We start from the raw sequence: 22,248 nt of genomic DNA, 5'->3' as shown, positions 1-22,248 counted from the left end.
GGCAAGCCTGACCCGGCTTCCATACAACTATGGTCAAGATGTTTCTCTATCTGGATGGCGACAGCTTCATCAAATACCGATGCGAAATCGGTAGCTGGCTGTTCACCAACAAGCTGGCTGTCCAGATCGAGATACATCAACGACTGAATCGCGTGAAGGTGTTGTTTGAAAACACCAGCGACGCGCTTAAATTCGCACAGTATTTCGAGGGACTATGAGCAGAAACGCTCCAAAGGTGCTACATGAGCACAATGACAAGCAGAATAACCGGTTGATGCAGGTTGTCGAGCAGAACGACACATACGTCGTGCTTTACGAAGGCAAACCATTCAGTGAAAAGCTGCTGAAGACAGAACCAGTTGGCAATGTGGTTCAGCTCAAAAAGCAGGCACCACACTACGTCAACACCACGTTCACGTCTGCTGGACCAGCACATAACTTGGCTGATCGACTAAACGCCAGATACAGGACGGACAAGTTTGCTGCGTTCAAAGTTACTGACGTCACGCAAGCTTGAAAAGGCCACTAGGCGGCAGCAACGGGCAAGCAGAACGAAAAAAGGTCAGAAATAAATACTGACTGCAGCAGCGAGGCTTTAAAGCTCGCGTCTTAAAAACAACAATAACAAGGACAAGAAATGACTGCATCGAGAGAAGTTGTCATCGACTCAAGTGGTAGTCGATCCGTTGACGTTTCATCACTCCCACATACATATACCTATAATGCAGATGGCACATTGGCAACCGATTCCGTAACAGACGGAATTCTTACGTGGGTGAAAACCTACGGCTATACAAGCGGCAAGCTGACTAGCGAAACAGCCTGGGTGAAGCAATGATCCTGGGTGAATTTAAGAAGCTTCTTGCCCTATGTGGCTATCCGGGCCAAACCAATACGAACGCGCAATCAGGCGGCGGTGGTGTGGGTGTGAAAGCTATCGGCTTGCTTGCCGCGTCCGGTGCAACGGTCGCACCTTCAGCCATCGGATACAACATCGTGCTTGCTTCGATCCCAGTTCCCGCCAATACGCTGAACGCGAATGGTGCACTCCGTGTCTACTTCAAGTTCTCTTGCACGAACAACGCGGACGAGAAAGACATCTCCGTGTACTTTGGTGGTCAGCAAGTCTGGTCATCTGGTGTTAACAGTGGCGGCATGTACGAGGCGGCCATCGTGATCCAGAACACCAACTCGATGCACGCGCAGTCCACGACACGAAGCTACGCTTCGTTCACGACCGGGTTCAATTCGAACTCGTATAATGCGTCAACGGTTGATACGACGCAGGCGCAAACGCTGCAACTCGAATGCAACCTACCAACGGCTATCGACGCATTCCAATTGAACGGCTATACCGTTGAAGTGATGAATCCGTAATCACGTGTCCTCGATGCCGTCATAGCAGCCTGTCAGCGCGAATACAGCGGTGAACCAATGGCCGCACGCTTCGCAGACATATTCTTGATGGACGGTGATCGTCCCAACTCCACAAGCTCCCATAGTGGGGTTGGGCGCACCGCAAGCACGGCAGATCACCACGCCTTCCCGCACGACTTCCTTGTGCCAATCTTCCGAACTGAGCATATCAACCTCGCGTGTAGATAACCGTTGAGCGCTCGTCGCTCCAGTGCAGAGTGCAGTTCGTGAACGCCTTGAAATACTGCAAGTCGGGCTCCGTGAGCTTGTGCTGCTGGCAGTATAGGCGCGTCAACACCATCGCATAGTAGCGGGCGTCAACGGGGTCGATACCCCCATCGAACTGCATGATAGCAGTGCGCTCTTCGAAGAATTCAGTCGCGTTGTCCATGCAGACACTGTATATCCATACAGTACTGTGGACAACAAAAAACCCGCTTAAGGCGGGTTCTTGCTCTTGTGAATCGGCTTACGGATCCAGACCAGTAGATGTGTGCGTTGCTGCTGAGATCAGCCCGGCGACGAGCGCTTTGCTGATTGAGTTGAGGAGGAAATTTAACAAATTACTCATGGCTTTGGCTCCAGGGACATGGTTGAACGGCACGTTTCGATTTGTGCTGTCCGGGCCGAGGCTTATGGTGTAACTGCACTTTTCCCTTGCTGCTCTCCGGTTTAGGGGGAGCGGCGGTCTGGGTTACTACCGCACTCTGCGATGTGTTCGTACAAAAAACACAAAGCACTACTGCTTGGCTGGGTGCCTGGCCGGTTCCTGTTTTCGCAGGATCCGTAAGACGACTCAACTTGAGAACATTTAATAATAGTTCAACCCGACCCCTTCGTCAAGCCCCCAACGCGTCAACTTCTTGTTCATCTGGCACTAAATATGGCAGTGGACTAGTTGGGAGGTGATATGGACGAGGACACAAAGAGCGAGCTACAAGACCACATCTTGGAATGCTCCCAGAACTACGGGGAATTGAAAGCTGAAGTTGCGTTGCAGAACGCAAAGATTGACGTGCTCGGTGAACAGGTCGCAGAAATGTACAAGTTCGCGAAGACGTCAGTCCTCTACGTGCTGCTTGGTGCAGTCAGCGTAGCTTGGTTCTTCATTCAACATTTGTTTCTGAGGTAAGACGAGAGGCCCACAATTGTGGGCCTCTTTTCACATGTCTTGTGCCAACCAACGGTGGTGTTATCTTCGCGATCCGGTTAAACACTTCGGACAACGAAATGAAAATTGAAGCTACTGTAGTACCAACAGTTGAGCGTTTGGCCTTCCTGCCGAAGCTGTTTGGCGTTGAGTTCATGATGCGCGCTGAAGCGATGCTCTACAACTACGCTGGGCAGTTTGCGCCGGATTCGTATAAAGGCGGGATTTGGGACTTCTACACGCTCAGCAATGGAGGCGGGTATGCAGCTCCACGCACGCCCGAGCAACTGAACCTCAACGTAGACGGCAACGGGTTCGAAGGTGATATGTCCGCTGACGCAGCAGGCATTGTATTCACCATGTTCGTGCTGAATCAACTGTGCTACGAGGCATACCAGAAGGACGCTAGTCTTACCGAAAAGCTGAGTGGTCACTATCACCAGCTACGAGACTTTGCAAAGCACCACAAGGAAGCAAGCAGTATCTTCCGCGCTATCGACTGAGGTGCAAGATGATCATCTCAGCAGCGCAATACGAGGCCCGCCGACAATTTGCACTTGCGTTCAGGCGCACACCAAGACCCGACCTAGTTTCTGTACTTGGCCCCCGCTGGAGTGTAGGCTTGGAAGTACGCAGGCTCACAGACGAGGATTACTTCAAGCTCGCAGTGAGGCAGTTTAACAAGCGCATTGGGATGAGGAACTTCGCCCCAGAGGAAAAACAACTACTTTATAACCAGACTGGAGTTTGAAATGAATCTAAAGCAAGTGCTTAAACCTGCACCTTACGGGGTAGAGCAGAAGGGCAACATGGGTGCAGCGGTCGTTGTCGTGTTTGCAGCGCTGTTCGGCTACGCGTTCTATACGATGAGCGGCGCACAACGCGAGACAGTCATCGTCGCTGCTGTGTTGCTTGCGGTCGTGCTGTGCTTCTACTTGTTCGTTGCGCTCATACCTGCGATGCTGCGCACTGCAATTCGTCTGCTTCCCGCAATCATCACACTGCTGTTCGTCGGCTTCTTCGTTGGTATCGGATTCATCCTCGCAACGCACGTCATCTAGCACAATCATGCTGCACGCTCAATAGGTTCCTTCGGGAGCCTATTTCATTTGGATGCTTGTTCACCTCGCTAAATACGGTTCATAGAACTTGAATGGCCTACCCGCAAGGGCGCCCCAGCGAGGAAGCATGAGCAACAAGAACAAACCAACTAATGCCTTTACGGCGACCAACCAGCCGACACCCGGTAACACACGCGGCAAGTCACCAAAGACAAAAGCGCTAGCGGCATTGCAGCGCATCCAGGGATGGTCAGAAGACGATCTCTACGACCATATCGCAACTGAAGCTTTCCAGAACAACAACAAAGACATGTTGAAAGCGTTTCTGGATGCAGCAGTCCCGACCGCGCGCACAACGCTCCCATCAGTTGCATTCCAATACGACCGCAACGCGCCATACCACGAGAAAGCCGAAGTGGTCATGGACGCGATGAGCAAGGGCGAGCTACCGCCAGATGTAGCGCTCGACATCATCAACAGTATCAAGCATATCGCGAACGTTCACGAACAAGAGCAACTGATCAAGCGCATCGAGCAGCTTGAAGAACTGCTAAAGGGCGCGCTATCGCAATGACATCACTTCCAACAAAAAAAGATAGGGCTGCGTTTATTGACCAACGCACACGCACCAAGAAACGTTTAGACGCAGACGGCAATCCAATCGAGTTCCGCTTGACCTTCGAAGAATGGTGGGACTGGTGGCAAGCAACAGGCCACTACCACGAACGCGGTCCACGTAGAGGTCAGTATGTAATGGCCCGCACGAATGATACTGGGCATTACGAGCTAGGCAATATTTTTTGCTGTCTTGCGGCCGACAATGTCAGACAGGCAAGTGTTCGTAGAACTGGCAAGAAACGGCCCCCAATCTCTGCTGAACAGAAAGCCAAGATTAGTGCTGCACTAAAAGGTAAGAAAAAACCACCACGTACAGCTGAGCATCAAGCAAACATTAATGCGGCTCTTAAAGGACGCAAAAATCAACCAGCCTCTGAAGAAACGCGATTAAAGATCAGCGAGGCTGTGAAAGCGGCAAAAGCGCGACGCAAATTAGAAAAAGCGCTGGTTGTGAGCAGTGAATGTCTAGAACGCTAATAACAAGACTAGACGCTTTGGAAGAGTTGGTCAAGCAACAACAGCAGATCAAGCAACCAAAGCAATTCCGCATAGGCGTATTCAAGTCTAGCAGCGAGCAGCACCTACTTGGCGTCGTTGATATCAACGGCAACCCACTGCAAGGCACCGATCACAACACCAGCATCACTGAAGACTTTCTGCCACTTCTAAACAGCACGTACCGCTTCGTCTCAATGCGTGGTGGTCGTGGCTCTGGCAAGTCGGTAACAGTGGCAAAAATCCTGCTGATACAGGCATACACCAAGCCGCTAAAAATCCTGTGCTTCCGTGAAGTGCAGAACAGTATCAAGGACTCAGTTTATACGTCGCTGCTTGACCTGATAAGTGAACTTGGTCTTGGCGACTTCTACACGTTCACGTTGAACGAAATCCGCGGAGCAAATGGCAGCGTATTCATCTTCAAGGGCTTGTCGGATCAAACAGTAGACAGTATCAAGTCGTTCTCAGGCATTGATATTTGTTGGGGTGAGGAAGCAGCAGGACTCACAGAAAAGTCGCTGAAGACTCTAATCCCAACAATCCGTAACGAAGGGTCACGCTTCTACTTTACGTGGAACCCATCGCTTGATACCGACGCGGTTTATCAGCGCTATGTGCTTGATACCCGCGATGACGTGAAAGACGTAGAGGTCAACTGGAACCACAACCCTTGGTTCCCACAAGTCCTCGAAACGGAACGCAGAGCCGACCTAAAGCGCCTACCTGAAGACGAATACAAGAACATCTGGGAAGGCACGATATTGCCAGCACAAGTTGGCGCGGTGTACTTCCGTGAACTGAGCAAGGCATTTGAGCAAGACCGCGTTACACGCGTGATGGTCGATCCAAAGCTTCCAGTGCATGCAATCTGGGACTTGGGCTGGGCCGACCAGACCGCAATCATCCTTGTGCAACGAACCCTCTCTGAATTGCGCGTAGTTGGCTATATCGAGAGCAATCAGAAGACGCTGGCCGAGTACAACCACGAGCTACGTGACTGGGGTGTCAAGCACAGCGCCAACTGGGGGACTATGTGGCTCCCACACGATGGCGCACACCGCGATTTCAAGACTGGTCAATCAGCACAAGAAATCATGGAAGCATTCGGCTGGAAGGTGCAGATCACGCCCAACATGGCAATCGATCAGGGCATCCGTTCAGCAAAGCAGATGTTTGGCGTCGTGTACTTCGACAAGGACAACACCACAAAGCTTCTGGAGTGCCTGAAGCGTTACCACTACAAGGAGCGTGCAGATGGCAGCTTTGGTGATCCAGTCCACGACCAATTCTCACACGGTGCTGACGCGTTCAGATACGTGGCAGTCAACCAAGAAGCCCTCACTTCAACAAACCAATCATCTACGTGGGGCAAGCCGCTGAACTACAAGAGCAACAGCGTCTTTAGATGAACCATAGCCTAAAACAAGGATAAATAAAAATGGCGACAGAAAATCACTCTCCTACCAATGAAAGCAGCGGAAGCGCAAACCCTGCAATCAGCGGCGCAGAAATTGGCGGAGCCCTTAGCGAGAATGATCTTGCTAGCTACCTTAACGAGAAGACCGAATCGATCCCAAAAGCATTTGAGGGTAAGCGGGGCGGTGAGAAAGGGAAGATGCTTCCCAATCCGTTTGAACCGCAAGCAGAAGCAAGCGGTGAAGAACAAGAAGTTAATAGTGAGTCCGACAGCGACGAAGACGCGCTGGACTTGGACCTACTCGACGGCGATTCAGAGCATACCAAAGACGAGGAAGGCAAGGACAACGACGACGAGCCGATGTTCGAGATCACAGTAGATGGAGAGAAATTCGAAGTTAAGCAATCTGAGTTGATCGCAGATGCACAGAAATACCGTGCAGCAACAACCAAGTTCAGGGACGCTGAAAAGCTCCACGTCACAGCTTCTGAAATGCGCAAAGAAGCGGACGAAATCAAGGAACTGTACTCGCAAGAGCGCAACCCCTTGAAGGGCTTGTTGACTCAATATCAGAATTTTATTGAAGAATCTTACCGAGCACAGCAACCAGATTGGAATGCATTGCTACAGAACGACCCTGTCGAATACATTCGACAGAAAGAGTACTGGCAAGCGAAGCAATACCAAGTGGAGCAAGCTAAGGCGCACCAACAGCAAATCCGCACGAACGAAGAAGCGGAACTCAAGGTGAAGCAGCAAGAGCATCTGAAAGCACAGCAGCAAAGACTGTATGAGCTTTTCCCTACGTGGAAGAACCCAGAGGTGGCAAAGAAGGCCGCAAGCAAGATCGAAACGTATCTGGATGCAGAAGGCTTTACCAAAGAGGAACGAGACGGCCTAAACGACGCTCGTTTGCTCATGGTTGCACATAAGGCAGCTTTGTACGATCAGTTAGTAAAAGCTAACAACCAGAAGAAGGGCAACCAACCTTCTGGCAAAACTTTGAATGCAGGCGCGACTACTAGCGGTGATCCTGGCTTTGCAAAACGCCAGCAACAGACCGCAGCAGCACGCGAAGCAAAGGGATGGAATGACTCATTGAAGTCAAACCCATCCCAGAAGAACTTTGAAGCTTACTTGGCCAATCAATGGTCAAAGAAGACGAAGTAATTTGAATCCGTCTGGTTAACTATAAGGAAAATAAAATGCCAGCCAATACAGTAACAACCTACAGCACAGTAGGTAATCGCGAAGACCTGATCGACAAGGTATTCATGATCTCCCCAACTGACACCCCATTCGTGTCAGCAATCGCGCAAACATCAGCATCAGGTATCTACCACGAGTGGCAAACTGACGCATTGAGCGCGCCAATCGCCAACAATGCAGCAGTTGAAGGTGCCGACGCTTCATACAGCGTTGAAGCTCCAACAGCACGTCTCGGCAACTACAGCCAGATCGTGTTGGACGCATTCTCCGTGTCAAACACACAAGAAGCTGTTAAGCACGCAGGCCCAAACCAGATCGCTCGTCTCCAAGCGAAAACAATGATGCAGCTGAAGAAGGACATTGAAGCTTCAGCTATCGTCAATGGTACTTCCGCAGCAGGTTCAAGCTCAACCGGCCGTCAAATGAAGGGCTTGGCGGGCTGGATTAGCTCAAACTACATCGGTGGTGCAGGCGGTTCCGCTCCAGTAGCAGGCAACCCAGGTACAGCCGCTGTTGCAGGTACACCAGAAGCCTATACAGAAACATTGTTGAAGCAGGGTCTGCTTGAAGCCTACAACGCCGGTGGTAACGTCAATATGCTGTTGCTGACTCCACTAGGCAAGCAAGTGCAATCAGGCTTCTCAGGCAACGTCACCCGTTTCCAAGACATTAATAACAGCGGCGAAGTCACGCTGAAGACAAGCTACACAATCTATCAGTCAGACTTTGGCGACGTTACATGCGTTCCTAACCGTGTGCTGTCAGCAGTTGGTGACCACGCCGTATACGGCGTCGACACTGACATGTTCGCACTGGCCGTTCTGCGTGGCATGGAGACCGAAGAAATGGCAACAACCGGCGACGCACGCAACTTCCAGATCCGTTGGGAAGGCACGCTGGAAGCTCGCAACCAAGCATCAAGCTTCCAGATCCGCGATCTGAACAACGTCTAAGCGTTGCACATGCGGTAACACGAAAGGGAGCTTATGCTCCCTTTCTTCATATCTTGGTCTTATTGATCCAACCATCTGTTTCGGTGTTGTCATCCGTGTCGATCGTGTCGCGGAGTCGATTGTGCAAGTAGATCGCATTCAAGCGAATTCTATGCCCTTCAATTTGGTTGTTGATATCGTCAGCAGCTTCTTCGAGATCGATCTGAGTGACCCCAAAGATGGCGGGAAACTTCTTGGCCTTGGTTTTATCTTCCGTCTTGCCGTCGAAGTGGATCGCGTTCAAATGATCGCGTACATCGTAAGCAGACACAGTGACGGCGTCTTTGTTCGCCGCGACTTCCCCAACGAACTGTCGCACGATCAAGGCACTGTACGCGTTCCTAACGTAATTCAGCAGCGACGGGCCGATTACATGATCGTGAAGCCTGTCGAGCACTTCCGTAAGCAGGTCAAATTCGGTAACGCCGTTGGACGCTTCGATGGCCTTGATGGCTTCAGACATACGTTCGCGCGTATACGTGTCCCTGACCTTTTGCCAGGCAACATAGTCCTTAGGGAAAGATTGGAAAAGGTTGTGTGCTTCCGCGGGTGTCATGCTGCCCTCGCTACGGTGGCGTATGCGTATTAGATGAATCGCGCTAACTAAATATACGGTAAACCTGATAACAGGAACCGTTAATGGCTAACAAGAACAACAACAGCCAGATTGTCCCAGAGGATGATAACTCAAGCTTCGTCAATGGTAACGGCAACTTCAGCCCGCCACCTGACGACAACAATCCGCTGTTCGCAAAGAAGAAGAACCGCAAGCCCAACGATGCGCTAGTGCAGCAAATGAACCAACTGCTGCCGGGTGTCCTTCCACAAGATGAAGGCCCAAGCATCGAAGTATCAGCAGAGAAGCACGGCACAGACGAAGACGGGAAGCCACTAGAGCCGCTGTCCGACATGGACGTGATTGCGATCTTGAATGTTCGCAGCACACGCGCTCGTGAGTTCATCCGCGATGAGATTTCCATCCGTGCAATGCAGAGTATCGAAGACTACTTTGCGCAACCACACGGCGACTACCAACGCCCAGACAGCCCAGGTCGATCACATTGGGTCGATAGCTCCGTAGCAGATACGGTCAACTGGCTGTTGCCACCGCTGCTAGACGTGTTCTGCGGCACCGACGACGTAGTTAATTTTACTCCACGTAGCGCAGCACAAGAACGCTCCGCGGAAATGACCACAGCGATGGTCAACCACGTCTGGAAGGTCGAGAACTGTGGCTACGAGATTGCACGCACATGGATTCACGATGCGTTGTGGACACCGGCCGGAATTCTCAAAGTGTACTGGGAGCCTGACCTTGCCCCAACCTCAGACTACCACCGTGGCTTGACCGACTTGCAATACGGCTTGCTCGCACTAGCGGCGGAAGCAGGCGAGATTGCCATCATCAAGCACAAGCAGTACGAGAACCCGGACTTTAGTCCGCTGACAGTGTTGCAGCACGGCTTGGCAATGGCAACTGGCCAAGCACCAGCGATTGCTCCGCAACTACAGCAAGGAGCACAACAGGGTGCGAATGCATTACAGCTTGCGCAGAACACGCAGCTTGATCCCAACGACCCGAAGATCAGCGAGTTCCTGCATGACGTGGTGATCTACAAAGACGTTGACCATACCAAGAACAGTCGCGGTCAAGTCAAGCTACAAAACATTCCGCTGGAAGAGTTCTACTTTGACCCGCTCGCACGCAACGTACAGGACTCAACGTACTGCGCACACGCACGTCGCATAAGCATTTCAGACTTGCGAGCGATGGGCTTCGATGCCGACTTGCTGGACGAGATCAGCAACACGCAGTTTGATCCTGAGATGTCGCCAACGTTCCTTGCTCGCACACAGCTACAAGGTTCGTACGCATACAGCTACTTCAACAACAACGTAGACCCATCAATGCGTGAGGTGATTGTCGTTGAGAGCTACATCAAGATGGACTACATGCAGACTGGCGTTGCAGAGTGGCGCAAGATCATCCATTGCGGCAACACGATCCTGTTGAACGAAGCTGTAGATGGCAATCCGTTCATCCTGCTTGTAGCGAACCCAATCCCACATACAGCGTTCGGTATCTCTCCTGCGGAGCAAGCGCGCAACGCGCAGTTGAACCAGACTCAGCTTATGCGTGCGTTGATCGACAATGTGAGCTTGGGCGCTAACTCGCGGATGTTTGCAGTAGACGGGGAAGTAAACCTCGATGACCTATTGGATTCACGTCCAGGCGGCATTGTGCGCGTCAAGAGCCCTGAGTCTGTTGGCGTTCTGCAAACGACAAGCGGCGACGTGTCAAGCGTTACTGCATTGATCGAAGTGATGGACACCATGAAGCAGGAGCGTACTGGTGTGCAGAAGCTGACACAGGGTAGTGACGCTGACATTGTGAACGAAACAGCGACAGGCTATCAGGCGATGACAGAGCGCAGCGAACAGCGCATCAAGTTGATCGCACGCCACTTTGCGGAGACAGGATTTAAGCCGCTTGCGCTACGCATCCAAAAACTGTTGGCGCAGTATCAGGACGAGTACATGCAAATCCGCGTCAACGGCCAGTTGATGGAAGCTGACCCGATGGATGCGGCTAATCGCTATGACGTAGACGTAAAGGTTGGTCTCGGCACCGGCGACAAGTCCCGCGAGCTAGCAAACCTGCAACAGGTGCTGCAACTGCAACAGGCAGCGCTTGCACAGTCAACCGGCATGACGAACCTGAACCTTGTGCATAACACGGTACAGAAGCTGGTGAAGGCAATGGGGTTGAACCCAGAAGAGTACTTCTGTGCGCCTCCAGCACCGATGCCACAACCACCACAGCCACAAGTTCCGCCACAGGATCAAGTCAAGCTGCAAATTGCACAGCAAAGCGCACAGGCCGAACAGCAACGTCAGGAACGACAAGCGCAACTGGATGCAATGCGTATCCAAGCGCAAGCGCAGAGCGACAATCAGCAAGCGCAGTTGGCACATGAACGCGAGATGCAAAAGCTCGTCGCACAGCAACAGATCGAACGCGAGAAGCTTTATCTGCAAGCTGCTATTCAGCGTGAGCAAGCTGCGTTGCAAGCGATGGTCGATCCGCAGGAAGAAGCGGCCATGTTCAACGAGACATTTAGCTCGACCACAAGGACGCTCAACGATGCGCTGACCGGTATCAACTTGAAGGCGAGCGGCGACTACGACAAGTTCTTGCAAGCAGTCGTTGATGCACCAGAACCAAGTACGCCTGATGAAACAGGCCCACAAGGACAATAAAGATGCTGATGAGAATGTTCTACAAGCTCAGAAACCTGTTGAGTACCAAAGCTCAACAGGAGAAGCGTTGGGAGAAGTATTGGAACGAGTACGTCACCGACCTAACAGTGGAGTGTTTGATTCACTCTGGACAAGCAATTAAGGATTAAAGATGCAACGTAACCAAAAGAGCGCCACTGAGTACGACGCGCAAATCGCTAAGGGCAACGAGGCAGCAGCGCTGCTGTCCAATGCCCTGCTAGCTGCCACTCTGGACAAGATGGAAGCTGAAGCAACACAGAAGATGATCGATTCGCTAAAGCTTGAGGAACGCGAGCTAGCGTGGCACAAGGTGCAAGCTGTTCGCGGCTTCAAGCAGGAGCTGAAGAACCTGAGCAACACCGGTCGTATCGCTAAGCAGAAGAAAGAGCAGTTGAAGGGTGATGCAGCATGAAGAAGTTCTTCCCAGAAGATTTCACACGTCGCACAGACTTTCACATCGAGAAGGACGTAACGGGCGAGACGATCACGGCAATCCACACGGTAGACATTACGGGTGCAGTTGAACAAGCAAAGCGTATGCGCGACGAGCTGGAGCAAACATCAAGCAGAGGTGAGGAAATGCGCCCTGTGATGGAAGTTCCAGACATCATCATCGAGCAGTATTGCTTTACGCGCGGCATCACATGGGCCGAGTTCTGGAGTCCCGGCGAGAACAAGAAGCACATCAAAGCGCTGTTGATGGACCCAGACTTAGCGGCATTCCGTTTGCGTAGCGCCTACCGAGGCCAGTAACGCGAACTGCTCACCGCATAACAACAATAACTAGGTGACAAATGGCATCACTAGACTTTGAATCATACGACGACTTTCAGGACGTGGTTGCGACGTACTTGCAGCGTCAAAACCTGAACGCGCAAATTCCGCTGTTCATTCAGCTTGCGGAAGCAAGGCTATCGAACCTCATCAAGACGCTGCCGCAACAAGTTGCGCTGCCTTACTCGCTGACCCCAGCGAAAGGCACGAACATCATCACGTTGCCGTCTGACTTCGGCGCGTTGATCCGCTGCACTTACAACGGCGTTCCGATGACATACATCTCGCCTGAGCAGTTGGACTTGGAGAAGACCAGCGACTACACGTACCAGTTCACGATCATCGGCAACAACCTGTTCCTGCAAACCTACGTAGATGGCAGTTCAAAACTGAGCCTGTACTACTACAGCGCATTGCAGGGCCTAAGCGACAGCAACGAAAGCAACTGGCTGCTTGAGGACTATCCCAACATCTATCTGTACGCGACGTTGCTTGAAGCCGAGCCGTACCTGATGGATGACGAACGCATTGCAACATGGCAGGGGTATTTGTCCGAAGCAATTCAGGAAGCGAAGAACGCAGCAATCATTGCATCGACTCCGCAGAAAACAAAGCTAACAAGAACACGCAGCTAAAGGTGTCGAATGGCAACAAAACTACAAATACAGCCACAGAAACTGCTCGGGTTTGCTCCTGACCTTGACCCGAGTACACCGGGCATATTCCAGACATGCAACAACGTTGTGCCAACTCTGATTGGCTTCAAGAGCGCAGCAAGCCCCGTAAATGCTGGACTACCGGCGCTCACACAACCTGCGCGAGGCAGTGCATTGATCTCGCGCCTCGATGGAACAGACCGACAATTTGCAGGCACTGAGAGCCGCCTGTTTGAGAGCACAGGTGGTAACTGGGTCGATCAAAGCCGCGCTGGTGGTTACAGCATTGGCAGCGGCAACCAGTGGCGCTTTGCTGCGTTCGGCAACGAATCGCTTGCGGTCAACGGAACAGACGTGTTGCAAGCAAGCTTGGACGGGGCATTTACGAATGTGCCTGTGTCGTTGCAGTCAATCACAGTAACGGCAGGCGGGACAGGTTACACAAGCCCAACAGTGACCATCTCTGCTCCTGATTTGCTCACAGGCGTTCAGGCAACAGCTACAGCAACCGTTACAGATGGCGTTGTAACCGCTATCACGCTCACAAGCGCAGGATCGGGCTACTACAACACACCAACGATCACAATCAGCGACAGCACAGGCACAGGTGCTGGTGCTACAGCTACAGCAGAACTAGTAGCGGCGCCTGCGGGCAGAATTATTTTCGTCGCTAACGGTCAAGTGTTTGTGTGCAACTGCTCGTCTCCACCTCAGGTTGCTGGGGGAAATTTCTGGTTCGCATCTGGCATGTACGATCACACGCAATGGGACTACACGAATGAGCAGACGCTTTGCGCATACGGCCAGTTGATCGACACACCGGGACCAATCACAGCAGGTACTAGCTTAGGTCCGAATGCCATCCTGTTCAAATCTAACTCGATGTTCATCGGCACGCAGACCGGCTATCCAATTGGTTGGGACTTCCAAGCTATCAGCAAGGAGATCGGCACGCTGTGTCAGGAGGCAGTGGTCAACACAGGCACAGCGCTGTTCTTTATTGGGCCGGATGACTTTTACGCGTATCAGGGCAATAGCTTGCCTGTACCTATCGGTCAGAACGTGCGTCGTTGGTTCTTCAATACGCTCAACCCCAACTACAAGACGGCGATCAGCTCGTACTTCGATCAAAACCAACGAATCATCTATTGGGCGTTTGCTTCGAACGCATCACTGGACGGCGCGCTTGACACTTGCATAACCTACAACTGGTCAACTGGTACGTGGGGGCGCATGGATACAAATATTCAAGGCTTCGTGCAGGTCATTAGCGGGCAGATAACATACAACGAATTGGGCGTGCTGTATCAGGACTGGCAAGACTTGCCAACGGTGTCGTGGGATTCTCCGTTTTGGATCAACTTCCGCGTCACACCCGGCTACTTCGACAGCAACAGTACCTTGCAAGCATTAGCAGGTGCATCGAGCGGCGCAACAATCACAACGAACGCGTTCGGTGACGACCTGTTTTACTCGTCCATGCAGCAGTTCAAGATGCGCTTCTATCAGGAGCCTGTATCTGGGTCTGCTCTGTGGCAAGGACGCCCAACACTAGGCACGAGCGACCCAACTCAAATTACAACTACGCAGACAGGGCCATTTATGGCTAGTGATGCGCGAATAGACGTCGATCAGAACGCACGCTGGCACAACTTGAACCTGACATTCACAGGGGACTTTGAGTTGTTGCAGTGGTACCCGCTGATGGTGCAGACGGGGAGAAATTAATGGCACGTATAGGGAGAATCGTCCTTCCAACAACTACAACGACGATCAATGGGCAGAGCATTACATACGCGAACACTTCGCAGTTGGAGCAAGTGTTAAACAAGATGGCCACGCAGATCGATGCGTTGTCAGCGGGGCAGATTGCAGCGACATATAACGCCGCATCTGCGCCACCTACAGCAGTAGGCAAACCGCTGACGACAAACCCAACTGGCAAGGTGCTAGGCGTTACATGGGGCGTAGGAGATTTCCTCGCTAACAAGAACCCGTCCGTATCAAATATCGACGGGCACAACTATCTGCTGATCGGCTGGTACTGCACAGTTGCTGGTAACGTGGGCACAAACGCACCGCCGACGTTTGAACCGGCCTATGTGATTGTCGATCCGTTCTAAGCGAGCCATCTGAACTAAATAACAAGAATAAGAAAAGGATTCAATATGGCATCTCTTCTCTCACTTTTGGGTCTCGACAACTCTAGTGGGTTGCCGTTCAAGCTGACGGATGACGAACAACAGCAGTTAGCGCAACAGGCACAGGGCACACCGACAAGCGGCGTATCCGCACTGATGGGCGTCACAGGTCAGGACTCAACTTCGCAGCAAGCACAGCCAATCCAAGCCGCAACCCAGCAAAGTTTGCTTTCTCAGGTAGCGCAAGGTGATTCGAACGACGCAAAGGGTTCAGACGCGAACCCAAGCTATGCAACAAAAGCGAACGTCGATCAGTCCGACACAGACTCTGAAAGCAACAACGACGCGACAGCAGCACCGACTAACAGCGACAACCCAAGCACGTCAACGGTCGCCGATGTAGACACACCGAGCAACGCAACGCCTGCAGCGAACACGGACACTTCCGCGGGAGCGCAACCGAGCTTTCTGTCCAAGCTGATGACCGAAATGCGTTCGAACCCAACGTTGGGCGAGGCATTGATGAATGCCGGGTTCGGCATGATGGCAAACAGCCGCTACGGGACACCGGGCCTTGCTGCTGTTGGTATGGGCGCACAGACGGGCTTGCAGACATACAACGCGTTGAAGCAGCAGCAAATTCAGAACCAGATTGCGCAACTAAACGCACAGCGCGAGATACAGACTGCGAACGTCAACAACCAGCAGACTATCGCGAACACCCAGCAGACACAGCTAGCAAACGCAAGTAAGCGCTCACTGATGGCGTATGCAGCGCAAGCGGGCACTAACTTCACAATTCCGGGCGCGATTGCAGCCGGCGCATTGCCACAAGACGCAATCAGCGCATTCCAAGGTCTGCATCCGAACCTGAACGTTCAGACGGACGACGCTGGCAACGTGTACGGCATCAACCCACAGACAGGGCAGCGTATCAATCTGGGCAGTGCAACGAAGATCGTCAACACGCCAGCAGGCAACACGACTACGGCATACAACGGGACAGGCTCAGGCGGTCAAATTACTCCGCAAGTTGTGCAACAAGGCGGTCTTGCTCCCGAGCAGGTCAACCAGAACGTGCAAAAGTACAACACGGCGCAGCAAGCGGCGGTCACGAAGTCACAGCAAGCGGGGCAGTTCCTGAACCAGTTGCAGACAGCAGATGCAATGAACGGTTCAGGCGCTGGTGTTATCGGCGCCGGTATGCGTACAGTCGAAAGCAAGTTGGGTATGAACGACCCAAATTCGATTCTGCGTCAACAGTTTGCGTCAACGAACATTCAGCAGATTTTGAGTGGTCTTCCAAGTGGCTCACGTATGGATCAGAACTTCCTCAAGCTTGCTGAAAACACAGTCGCAAACCCAGACACAGCGACGCCCGAGAATATGTTGCGCACTACAGCGCTTCTGAAGTCGAAGGCGGACTACGACAGCATTGATAGCGAAGCTCGCTCTGCATACGTTGCAGCAAACGGTGGTATGGAAACACCGCTGAAGAAGGCGACAACGGTAACGGTCAACGGTAACTCTTGGCAGCTACCAGCAGGTACGACAATTCAGCAACTGAGCGACGCTGCTACAAAGAAGTTTGTGGATTGGGATCCAGCATTGATCAATCCGAAGTGGGCGGACGGAAAGTCCCAAGCGCAGATTAACCAAGCACAAGCTTTTGCAAACGATCCAAAGCAACGCGACAAGTTGCGTGCAGCAGGCGTTTTGCTGCCATCAAACATGCGTAACGGGGGCTAATAATGGCCGATACAGGTATTGTTGATCTTGGGTCAACAGGTAATTCCGCAAGTGGTAGCGGGATTGTCGATCTTGGTGCATCAAAGCAATCACCACAGACCGACTTCAGCCCAAACGGCTTTGCTTCTTACTATCAAGACGCTATCCAGAACGCAGCTACAAAGCTAGGGGTTCCGGCGTCAGCCATTGCAGGCCAATGGGGCTTGGAAACAGGGTGGGGAAAGAGCGTTATCCCAGGCACAAACAACCTGGGCAACGTCAAGTCCACAGCGAACAGCGGGCAGGGCGTGCAAGCGACCGACAACGCGACCGGCGGCACAGATTCATATCAGCAGTTCGACAATCCGCTCGACTTCTCTAACGCATACGTCAACTTGATCCAGAAGCAATATCCGAAAGCGGTAGGCGCACAAAGCCCTACAGCGTTCGCAACCGCGTTGAAGCAAGGCGGCTACGCTGAAGATCCGAAGTACGTTGGTAAGGTGTCGGCAGCGGCCAACTTGGCCAACACCGCGCTTACCGCGCTTTCCGGTTCATCCAGTGCAAATGCGAGCGAGGCACCTCAACAGCAATCAGGCGACGACTTCAACCAGTGGCTACAGAGCAACAGCAAGGGCGCGAGTCCAGCAACAGCGTCTACTTCGACTGGTGGAAACGACTTCGATAGCTGGGTGAAGACCAACGGCCAGATGGGAACCGGCAGTGTTGCTGAGAACATCTGGAACGGCATCAAGAACATTCCAAGTGACGTAGCAAACGGCGTTAGCCAATCGTTCCAGCACCCATTAGACTTTGCGAAGGGTGCTGCTTCGTCCGTGTGGAATCCGCTCATTAATGCGTTCGCAGGCCAGACAGTTGCCGAAGCTTCACAAGCGCCTAACAGCACTGTGAACGTCACACCTCAGACAATCGCAGCGCAAAAGGCCGTATCGCAGCAGCACAACATCACACCAGGCTCGAACACGAACCAGTCTGCGTACAACGCAGGTCACTTTGTTGGCGACACGGCAGTATCCGCAGGCGTTGGTGCAGTTGCTCCTGAATTCGCTGGTGCTAGTTTGCTAGGCCGTGTCGGCGCAGCAATTGGAAACGGCGCAATGCAGGGTGCAATCCAAGGTGGCGTTTCATCGACACTCGATGGCGACTCGTTAGCGCAGATCGCACAGAACACAGCGATAGGTGGTGCTGGTGGTGCCGCACTTGGTCCTGTCGCACACGCAGCAGGAGCGATTGCAAAGCCGGTCATTAGCAAAGTGCTTGGTACGAAGGCAGCTATCGATGCCGTTGATGCTACTGCTTCAAACGCTGGCACGGCAACAGGTGGCGCGTTCAGTCCAGCGGAAAAGGACATGGCAGGAAAGATCGCGCAAGCGGTCGATGCCGACTCGTCTCCTCAGACAGCACAGGATGTTGCGACACAGCTAAGCAGCAACGCGAACAGCACCGTACCTGGCTATCAACGTACAGCAGCGGAAGCAACCGACAATCCAACTATCCAAGCCATCCAACAGGGTTTAGACAAGAGCGATAACAACTCAGGTTTGGCAGCGCGTGCGAACACGAACGCTGACGCAAACACATCCTTTCTGCGTCAAGGTGCTACGAGCGACGCCGACTTGCAAGCCCAGCGAGAGCAGTTCCAGCAATCGCAAGATGCACTGGCCGCACAGGGCAATGCACAGATGCCAGCAGTAAGCGCGTCTGACGACAATGGCTTGTTCAATACGCCTGCGATGCAACGCACTTTGGGACGCGCGAATGTACTTGCCCAAAACGAAGGCGATCCGATCATTCAGCGTGCGTTCGATGCGCCCAACGACAATTTGGTAAGTCGATGGAACAACATTGCAGGAAGTCCTCAGAAGACAGCGAACCTGGAGCTTGAGCGTCAGTTTAGAACGTCGCCCATGTATCAGGACGTGTTGGATCAAGCTGCACCGATTGCTGTTGACGATCATCTTGCAGGGCTGCTGAACACACCAGCTATGCAGCGAGCTTTGCGTGCCGTGGAGACGTTCAAGAACAACGCGCAGGACGACACGCCAGTAATTCAGGACGTTACAGCACTTGGGTCCGATGGACGCACATACGCGCAGTCGATCAATCCGCAGGACTTGAACCTTGCGAAGATGCATCTTGATGACTACATGCAGCGCATGGGCAACCCGTCTGATATCGCTTCCGCGGACAAGTTTGAACTGACGAACTACGCGCGCATTCGAGCACAGGTGAACAATCTGCTTGAGGGGCAAGTTCCCGGCTTCGCAGACGTGAACAAGCAGTATGCGAAGCTTTCCGATCAGATGGCCGAATCCAAGTTCCTGACAAGCCCGAACATGGTAGATGCGTTTGGCAAGCTGAATGTCCGTCAACTGGATTCATTGGTCAAGTCGCTTGAAGCGGGCAAGGCAAACAACAACGAATTCGACCCTGCGAAAGCGGTATCGAACGCCAAGCTTGCGCAGCTCACAAAGATGCGTGACGACGCCGTAGCAATGCTGGGCCGTAACAACGCACGTGGCCTGCGAGGCGATGCATACAGCTACATGCGACAAGCTGCTGAGAAAGACCCTGTTGCCGCACAAGCGTTGCAGCAGCACTTGGAAGCTAACGCACCTGCGTACAAGCAGTTCTATGCAGATCAGCAAGCAGGGCAGGATGCGATTGCACGCCAAGGCAACTACAACGATTTGGTGAAGAAGTTCGACACGCGCACGGACGGCAATGTTTCGTGGCATGACGTGAAGGATCTCGGCAACAGTGCAGACCAGTTCGACCCAATCAATGTTGCTCGCCTGAACGCAGTCCGTGACAACTTGCAACGCTATGCGACGCGTACTGAGCGCGTCGCAGGCTCAGACACAGCAAGCAACTTTGGGAAGCGTGAGGGCTTCGAGAATCTGGTTGCTGGCACGCGCGGAAACGGCATCGGCAATGCGTTGATGAGCGAAGCAGGTGAACGTGCTGTGCGTACCGGTCTGGGTTCCGTAGCTACTGGCTTGGGATTCTCACACTTTGGTCCACTCGGCGGTATTGCTGCCGACTACTTGATGGACAAGGCAGGCACCAAGGCCGCAACAGCGCTCGGTAAGGCGTTCGGTGGAGATACGGCGGAAGCGATTGCTGCAAAGACGGCAGCTAACCGTGATGCAGTGGAAAACTTGCTGCTGAATCCGAAGCGCTTGTCAGATGCGATCAGTGCAGTGGACACGGCAAACAAGGCCAAAGCCAAGCTGTCTGAGAATCTGATAAGTAAGGTGAAGGGAGTTCAGAACGCAGGCGGATTGTTGGGCGCGATAGCAGCAGGTCAAGTTGCAGCGGGAAACAACAAGAAGCAGGACAAGTAAGAAGCACCAGTCCCAAAGAAAAATAATAACAAGGGAAGAAGATGTCGATCTTTGTATTCAAACGTAAGGCCCAATGGGGTCATTGCATCCCGATGGGAAGCAGCGGAAGCAGCGGTGGTAGTTCCACAACCACTACCGAACTTCCGGGCTATGCGCAAGGAACTGCGCAAGACATTCTGAGCAAGGGTACTTCGCTCAGCAATTCAGCGATTCCGCAATACACCGGGCAAACATACGCGGGCATGAATAGCACGCAGAACAACGCTATTCAGGGTATGTCGAACCTCGCGAACAGCGGTGGCGTAACCGGTCAAGTAAGCGGCGCAGTTAGCCAGATGGCGAACAACGGTGGCAATGGATACGGCAACGTAGCCGCGCAGACCGCTACAGCGTCGCAAAACCCCTACGCGAGCATGAGCAATCCATATCTCGCGCAGCAGGTGAACGCAGCCAACCAGCAGACCACACAGGCGTTCAACCAGAACGCAATGAATCTGAATTCTCAGTTTGCAGGTTCTGGTGCGTTCGGCGGCAGCGCATATCAGAACGCGGTGAACGATCAAAATAGGACGCTCGGTACGGCGCTTGCCAACAACTCGGCAAACATCTACGGAAACGCGTACAACACGGCCGCACAAGCAGCTAGCGTCAACGCGTCATTGGGTACGCAGGCAAGCTTGGCTAACCAGTCTGCTGGATTGCAGGCCGCGAACCTCAACAGCAACAACTACAACACAGCGCAAGCCCGTGCACTAACTGCTGCGGGTCTTGCGCCAACGCTGGATTCGTCAACGATCAATCAGTTGAACGCTGCATACACAGGCGGCACAGCGCAACAAACTGCAGCACAGAACCAGCTTAATTCGCAGTACCAGCAGTGGTATCAGAACGCGATGCAGCCGTATGAGCAGCTTGGTATCGAGCAAGGCGCATTGTCTGGTGCGTTGGGTAACGGCGCGCAGGGTATTACAAGCTCGTCGCAGAGCGCAAATCCATTGGGTCTAGCGGTCGGTGGACTTACAGCCGGTGCTGGGATTTTGTCGTCTCTTTCAAGTTCAGGAGTACTATAAATGCCGGTTCCATCATCCATATCACAACTCAGTACAACAGCGGGACTGAACAGCCCATCTGGCAGCGAGCCGGTTGGTAACAACGCCTCGTTGTACATTCAAGCACACGCCGCTTTCATTGCGCAGATTGCGAACGGCACGCAGTTCAAGACCACGATTCCGTTGTCAATGAACGGGCTGCAAATCAACAACCTAGCGAACGGCTCAGCAACCACGGATGCAGCAACAATCGGTCAGCTTCGTAACTACCTGCCTGTTGGCGCGATCATGCTCTACAGCGGGACAGCAGCAAGCATTCCAACAATGTGGGGCGCAAGCTGGGCGTTGTGCAACGGCCAGAACGGCACACCTAACTTGATGGATCGTTTCGTCATCGGTGCAGGCGGTTCTTATTCGCCAGGCGCGACAGGTGGCACGACGACTTACGTGCTGTCCGTCGCAAACATGCCTACTCACAGCCACGGCGTTAATGATCCCGGTCACGCGCACGGTGTTGCAGACCCAGGCCACAGTCACGGTGTTGCAGACCCAGGTCACGCACACAACCCGGCAGTAATGCTTGGTGCTGCTGGTAAGGCATATCTGGGTAACGGTACAAATGAGTTCTCTGGCGGTGGTGCTACGTCGTTTGGTAATGGCGGTACAGGATTCCCAACCAACGTATCAGGGACCGGTATTGGCATTTACGGCTCGAGTACAGGCATCGGTATCTACGGATCAGGCACAGGTATCTCACTGAGCAACGCAGGTTCAGGTGCAGCGTTTAGCGTGATTCCGCCTTACTACGCGCTTTGCTATGTGATGAAGATCTCCTAAAGAACAACGAGAATAATATGGGATCACTAGGAAACACACTCTCGCCAACAAA

24 protein-coding genes are annotated in these 22,248 nt (G+C 52.8%); 21 read left to right on the top strand and 3 right to left on the bottom strand.

The window, feature by feature from the left end; translation table 11 throughout:
- Positions 1-38: 38 nt before the first annotated feature.
- From AB3X99_RS06350 to AB3X99_RS06340, 3 genes are all read left to right on the top strand, one after another.
- On the top strand, positions 39-218 hold the full coding sequence (locus AB3X99_RS06350; protein ID WP_368616433.1) for a hypothetical protein: 180 nt from the start codon (positions 39-41) through the stop codon (positions 216-218).
- Positions 215-517, top strand: coding sequence for a hypothetical protein (locus AB3X99_RS06345; protein ID WP_368616432.1), 303 nt, complete (start codon positions 215-217; stop codon positions 515-517). The genes AB3X99_RS06350 and AB3X99_RS06345 overlap by 4 nt, the downstream gene beginning before the upstream one ends.
- A 317-nt stretch (positions 518-834) precedes the next feature.
- Complete coding sequence (locus tag AB3X99_RS06340) at positions 835-1,377, top strand: hypothetical protein (RefSeq protein WP_368616431.1); 543 nt, start codon at positions 835-837, stop codon at positions 1,375-1,377.
- Here AB3X99_RS06340 and AB3X99_RS06335 read toward each other — a convergent pair whose 3' ends face one another.
- Together AB3X99_RS06335 and AB3X99_RS06330 are read right to left on the bottom strand one after the other, a co-directional pair.
- Positions 1,378-1,584, bottom strand: a complete 207-nt coding sequence (locus tag AB3X99_RS06335) for a hypothetical protein (RefSeq protein ID WP_368616430.1) — start codon at positions 1,582-1,584, stop codon at positions 1,378-1,380.
- Between the two features lies 1 nt (position 1,585).
- Positions 1,586-1,807, bottom strand: coding sequence for a hypothetical protein (locus AB3X99_RS06330; protein ID WP_368616429.1), 222 nt, complete (start codon positions 1,805-1,807; stop codon positions 1,586-1,588).
- Between the two features lie 519 nt (positions 1,808-2,326).
- Here AB3X99_RS06330 and AB3X99_RS06325 point away from each other — a divergent pair.
- From AB3X99_RS06325 to AB3X99_RS06290, 8 genes are all read left to right on the top strand, one after another.
- Positions 2,327-2,548 (top strand): hypothetical protein, encoded by a 222-nt coding sequence (locus AB3X99_RS06325; protein ID WP_368616428.1) that lies wholly within the window; start codon positions 2,327-2,329, stop codon positions 2,546-2,548.
- 98 nt (positions 2,549-2,646) lie between these two features.
- Positions 2,647-3,069, top strand: a complete 423-nt coding sequence (locus tag AB3X99_RS06320) for an antirestriction protein (RefSeq protein ID WP_368616427.1) — start codon at positions 2,647-2,649, stop codon at positions 3,067-3,069.
- Between the two features lie 249 nt (positions 3,070-3,318).
- Entirely contained in the window at positions 3,319-3,627 is a 309-nt protein-coding gene (locus AB3X99_RS06315; RefSeq protein ID WP_368616426.1) for a hypothetical protein, read from the top strand.
- A 127-nt stretch (positions 3,628-3,754) separates the two neighbouring features.
- Complete coding sequence (locus AB3X99_RS06310) at positions 3,755-4,201, top strand: hypothetical protein (RefSeq protein WP_368616425.1); 447 nt, start codon at positions 3,755-3,757, stop codon at positions 4,199-4,201.
- Positions 4,198-4,722, top strand: coding sequence for an NUMOD3 domain-containing DNA-binding protein (locus tag AB3X99_RS06305; protein WP_368616424.1), 525 nt, complete (start codon positions 4,198-4,200; stop codon positions 4,720-4,722). Before AB3X99_RS06310 ends, AB3X99_RS06305 begins: the two co-directional genes overlap by 4 nt.
- Positions 4,723-4,739: 17 nt before the next feature.
- Positions 4,740-6,152: a PBSX family phage terminase large subunit gene (locus AB3X99_RS06300; protein WP_368616423.1), complete on the top strand. Its 1,413-nt coding sequence runs from the start codon at positions 4,740-4,742 to the stop codon at positions 6,150-6,152.
- A 29-nt stretch (positions 6,153-6,181) separates the two neighbouring features.
- Positions 6,182-7,330, top strand: a complete 1,149-nt coding sequence (locus tag AB3X99_RS06295) for a hypothetical protein (RefSeq protein ID WP_368616422.1) — start codon at positions 6,182-6,184, stop codon at positions 7,328-7,330.
- 35 nt (positions 7,331-7,365) lie between these two features.
- On the top strand, positions 7,366-8,322 hold the full coding sequence (locus tag AB3X99_RS06290) for a DUF5309 family protein (protein ID WP_368616421.1): 957 nt from the start codon (positions 7,366-7,368) through the stop codon (positions 8,320-8,322).
- A 46-nt stretch (positions 8,323-8,368) separates the two neighbouring features.
- Here AB3X99_RS06290 and AB3X99_RS06285 read toward each other — a convergent pair whose 3' ends face one another.
- Positions 8,369-8,917: a hypothetical protein gene (locus AB3X99_RS06285; RefSeq protein ID WP_368616420.1), complete on the bottom strand. Its 549-nt coding sequence runs from the start codon at positions 8,915-8,917 to the stop codon at positions 8,369-8,371.
- Between the two features lie 83 nt (positions 8,918-9,000).
- Between AB3X99_RS06285 and AB3X99_RS06280 the strand changes: the two genes are divergently transcribed.
- The 10 genes from AB3X99_RS06280 to AB3X99_RS06235 all read left to right on the top strand — a co-directional run bounded on the left by AB3X99_RS06280 (position 9,001) and on the right by AB3X99_RS06235 (position 22,196).
- Positions 9,001-11,622 (top strand): hypothetical protein, encoded by a 2,622-nt coding sequence (locus AB3X99_RS06280; RefSeq protein ID WP_368616419.1) that lies wholly within the window; start codon positions 9,001-9,003, stop codon positions 11,620-11,622.
- 151 nt (positions 11,623-11,773) lie between these two features.
- Positions 11,774-12,055, top strand: a complete 282-nt coding sequence (locus tag AB3X99_RS06275) for a hypothetical protein (RefSeq protein WP_368616418.1) — start codon at positions 11,774-11,776, stop codon at positions 12,053-12,055.
- Positions 12,052-12,396, top strand: coding sequence for a hypothetical protein (locus AB3X99_RS06270; RefSeq protein ID WP_368616417.1), 345 nt, complete (start codon positions 12,052-12,054; stop codon positions 12,394-12,396). The genes AB3X99_RS06275 and AB3X99_RS06270 overlap by 4 nt, the downstream gene beginning before the upstream one ends.
- A gap of 41 nt (positions 12,397-12,437) precedes the next feature.
- Complete coding sequence (locus tag AB3X99_RS06265; RefSeq protein ID WP_368616416.1) at positions 12,438-13,052, top strand: hypothetical protein; 615 nt, start codon at positions 12,438-12,440, stop codon at positions 13,050-13,052.
- Between the two features lie 9 nt (positions 13,053-13,061).
- Complete coding sequence (locus tag AB3X99_RS06260) at positions 13,062-14,801, top strand: hypothetical protein (RefSeq protein WP_368616415.1); 1,740 nt, start codon at positions 13,062-13,064, stop codon at positions 14,799-14,801.
- A 104-nt stretch (positions 14,802-14,905) separates the two neighbouring features.
- Entirely contained in the window at positions 14,906-15,196 is a 291-nt protein-coding gene (locus tag AB3X99_RS06255; protein WP_368616414.1) for a hypothetical protein, read from the top strand.
- Positions 15,197-15,241: 45 nt separating this feature from the next.
- On the top strand, positions 15,242-16,963 hold the full coding sequence (locus AB3X99_RS06250) for a hypothetical protein (protein ID WP_368616413.1): 1,722 nt from the start codon (positions 15,242-15,244) through the stop codon (positions 16,961-16,963).
- Positions 16,964-16,965: 2 nt separating this feature from the next.
- Complete coding sequence (locus tag AB3X99_RS06245; protein ID WP_368616412.1) at positions 16,966-20,310, top strand: glucosaminidase domain-containing protein; 3,345 nt, start codon at positions 16,966-16,968, stop codon at positions 20,308-20,310.
- 41 nt (positions 20,311-20,351) lie between these two features.
- The gene (locus AB3X99_RS06240) at positions 20,352-21,380 is read left to right on the top strand and encodes a hypothetical protein (RefSeq protein WP_368616411.1); all 1,029 of its coding nucleotides are present in this window, start codon (positions 20,352-20,354) and stop codon (positions 21,378-21,380) included.
- Positions 21,381-22,196 (top strand): hypothetical protein, encoded by an 816-nt coding sequence (locus AB3X99_RS06235; RefSeq protein ID WP_368616410.1) that lies wholly within the window; start codon positions 21,381-21,383, stop codon positions 22,194-22,196.
- Positions 22,197-22,248: the final 52 nt, after the last annotated feature.

The sequence above is a fragment of the Paraburkholderia sp. BR10882 genome (assembly GCF_040948855.1).
Taxonomy (GTDB): Bacteria; Pseudomonadota; Gammaproteobacteria; order Burkholderiales; family Burkholderiaceae; genus Paraburkholderia; species Paraburkholderia nodosa_A.
Note: the sequence above shows the minus strand (reverse complement) of the source record. Positions and strands in the feature narration are given on the sequence as shown.

Coding starts and splice junctions, on each gene's coding strand:
- AB3X99_RS06350 (WP_368616433.1), top strand. CDS start 39: ATGTTTCTCTATCTGGATGGCGACAGCTTCATCAAATACCGATGCGAA.
- AB3X99_RS06345 (WP_368616432.1), top strand. CDS start 215: ATGAGCAGAAACGCTCCAAAGGTGCTACATGAGCACAATGACAAGCAG.
- AB3X99_RS06340 (WP_368616431.1), top strand. CDS start 835: ATGATCCTGGGTGAATTTAAGAAGCTTCTTGCCCTATGTGGCTATCCG.
- AB3X99_RS06335 (WP_368616430.1), bottom strand. CDS start 1,584: ATGCTCAGTTCGGAAGATTGGCACAAGGAAGTCGTGCGGGAAGGCGTG.
- AB3X99_RS06330 (WP_368616429.1), bottom strand. CDS start 1,807: ATGGACAACGCGACTGAATTCTTCGAAGAGCGCACTGCTATCATGCAG.
- AB3X99_RS06325 (WP_368616428.1), top strand. CDS start 2,327: ATGGACGAGGACACAAAGAGCGAGCTACAAGACCACATCTTGGAATGC.
- AB3X99_RS06320 (WP_368616427.1), top strand. CDS start 2,647: ATGAAAATTGAAGCTACTGTAGTACCAACAGTTGAGCGTTTGGCCTTC.
- AB3X99_RS06315 (WP_368616426.1), top strand. CDS start 3,319: ATGAATCTAAAGCAAGTGCTTAAACCTGCACCTTACGGGGTAGAGCAG.
- AB3X99_RS06310 (WP_368616425.1), top strand. CDS start 3,755: ATGAGCAACAAGAACAAACCAACTAATGCCTTTACGGCGACCAACCAG.
- AB3X99_RS06305 (WP_368616424.1), top strand. CDS start 4,198: ATGACATCACTTCCAACAAAAAAAGATAGGGCTGCGTTTATTGACCAA.
- AB3X99_RS06295 (WP_368616422.1), top strand. CDS start 6,182: ATGGCGACAGAAAATCACTCTCCTACCAATGAAAGCAGCGGAAGCGCA.
- AB3X99_RS06290 (WP_368616421.1), top strand. CDS start 7,366: ATGCCAGCCAATACAGTAACAACCTACAGCACAGTAGGTAATCGCGAA.
- AB3X99_RS06285 (WP_368616420.1), bottom strand. CDS start 8,917: ATGACACCCGCGGAAGCACACAACCTTTTCCAATCTTTCCCTAAGGAC.
- AB3X99_RS06280 (WP_368616419.1), top strand. CDS start 9,001: ATGGCTAACAAGAACAACAACAGCCAGATTGTCCCAGAGGATGATAAC.
- AB3X99_RS06275 (WP_368616418.1), top strand. CDS start 11,774: ATGCAACGTAACCAAAAGAGCGCCACTGAGTACGACGCGCAAATCGCT.
- AB3X99_RS06270 (WP_368616417.1), top strand. CDS start 12,052: ATGAAGAAGTTCTTCCCAGAAGATTTCACACGTCGCACAGACTTTCAC.
- AB3X99_RS06265 (WP_368616416.1), top strand. CDS start 12,438: ATGGCATCACTAGACTTTGAATCATACGACGACTTTCAGGACGTGGTT.
- AB3X99_RS06260 (WP_368616415.1), top strand. CDS start 13,062: ATGGCAACAAAACTACAAATACAGCCACAGAAACTGCTCGGGTTTGCT.
- AB3X99_RS06255 (WP_368616414.1), top strand. CDS start 14,906: ATGGCCACGCAGATCGATGCGTTGTCAGCGGGGCAGATTGCAGCGACA.
- AB3X99_RS06250 (WP_368616413.1), top strand. CDS start 15,242: ATGGCATCTCTTCTCTCACTTTTGGGTCTCGACAACTCTAGTGGGTTG.
- AB3X99_RS06245 (WP_368616412.1), top strand. CDS start 16,966: ATGGCCGATACAGGTATTGTTGATCTTGGGTCAACAGGTAATTCCGCA.
- AB3X99_RS06240 (WP_368616411.1), top strand. CDS start 20,352: ATGTCGATCTTTGTATTCAAACGTAAGGCCCAATGGGGTCATTGCATC.
- AB3X99_RS06235 (WP_368616410.1), top strand. CDS start 21,381: ATGCCGGTTCCATCATCCATATCACAACTCAGTACAACAGCGGGACTG.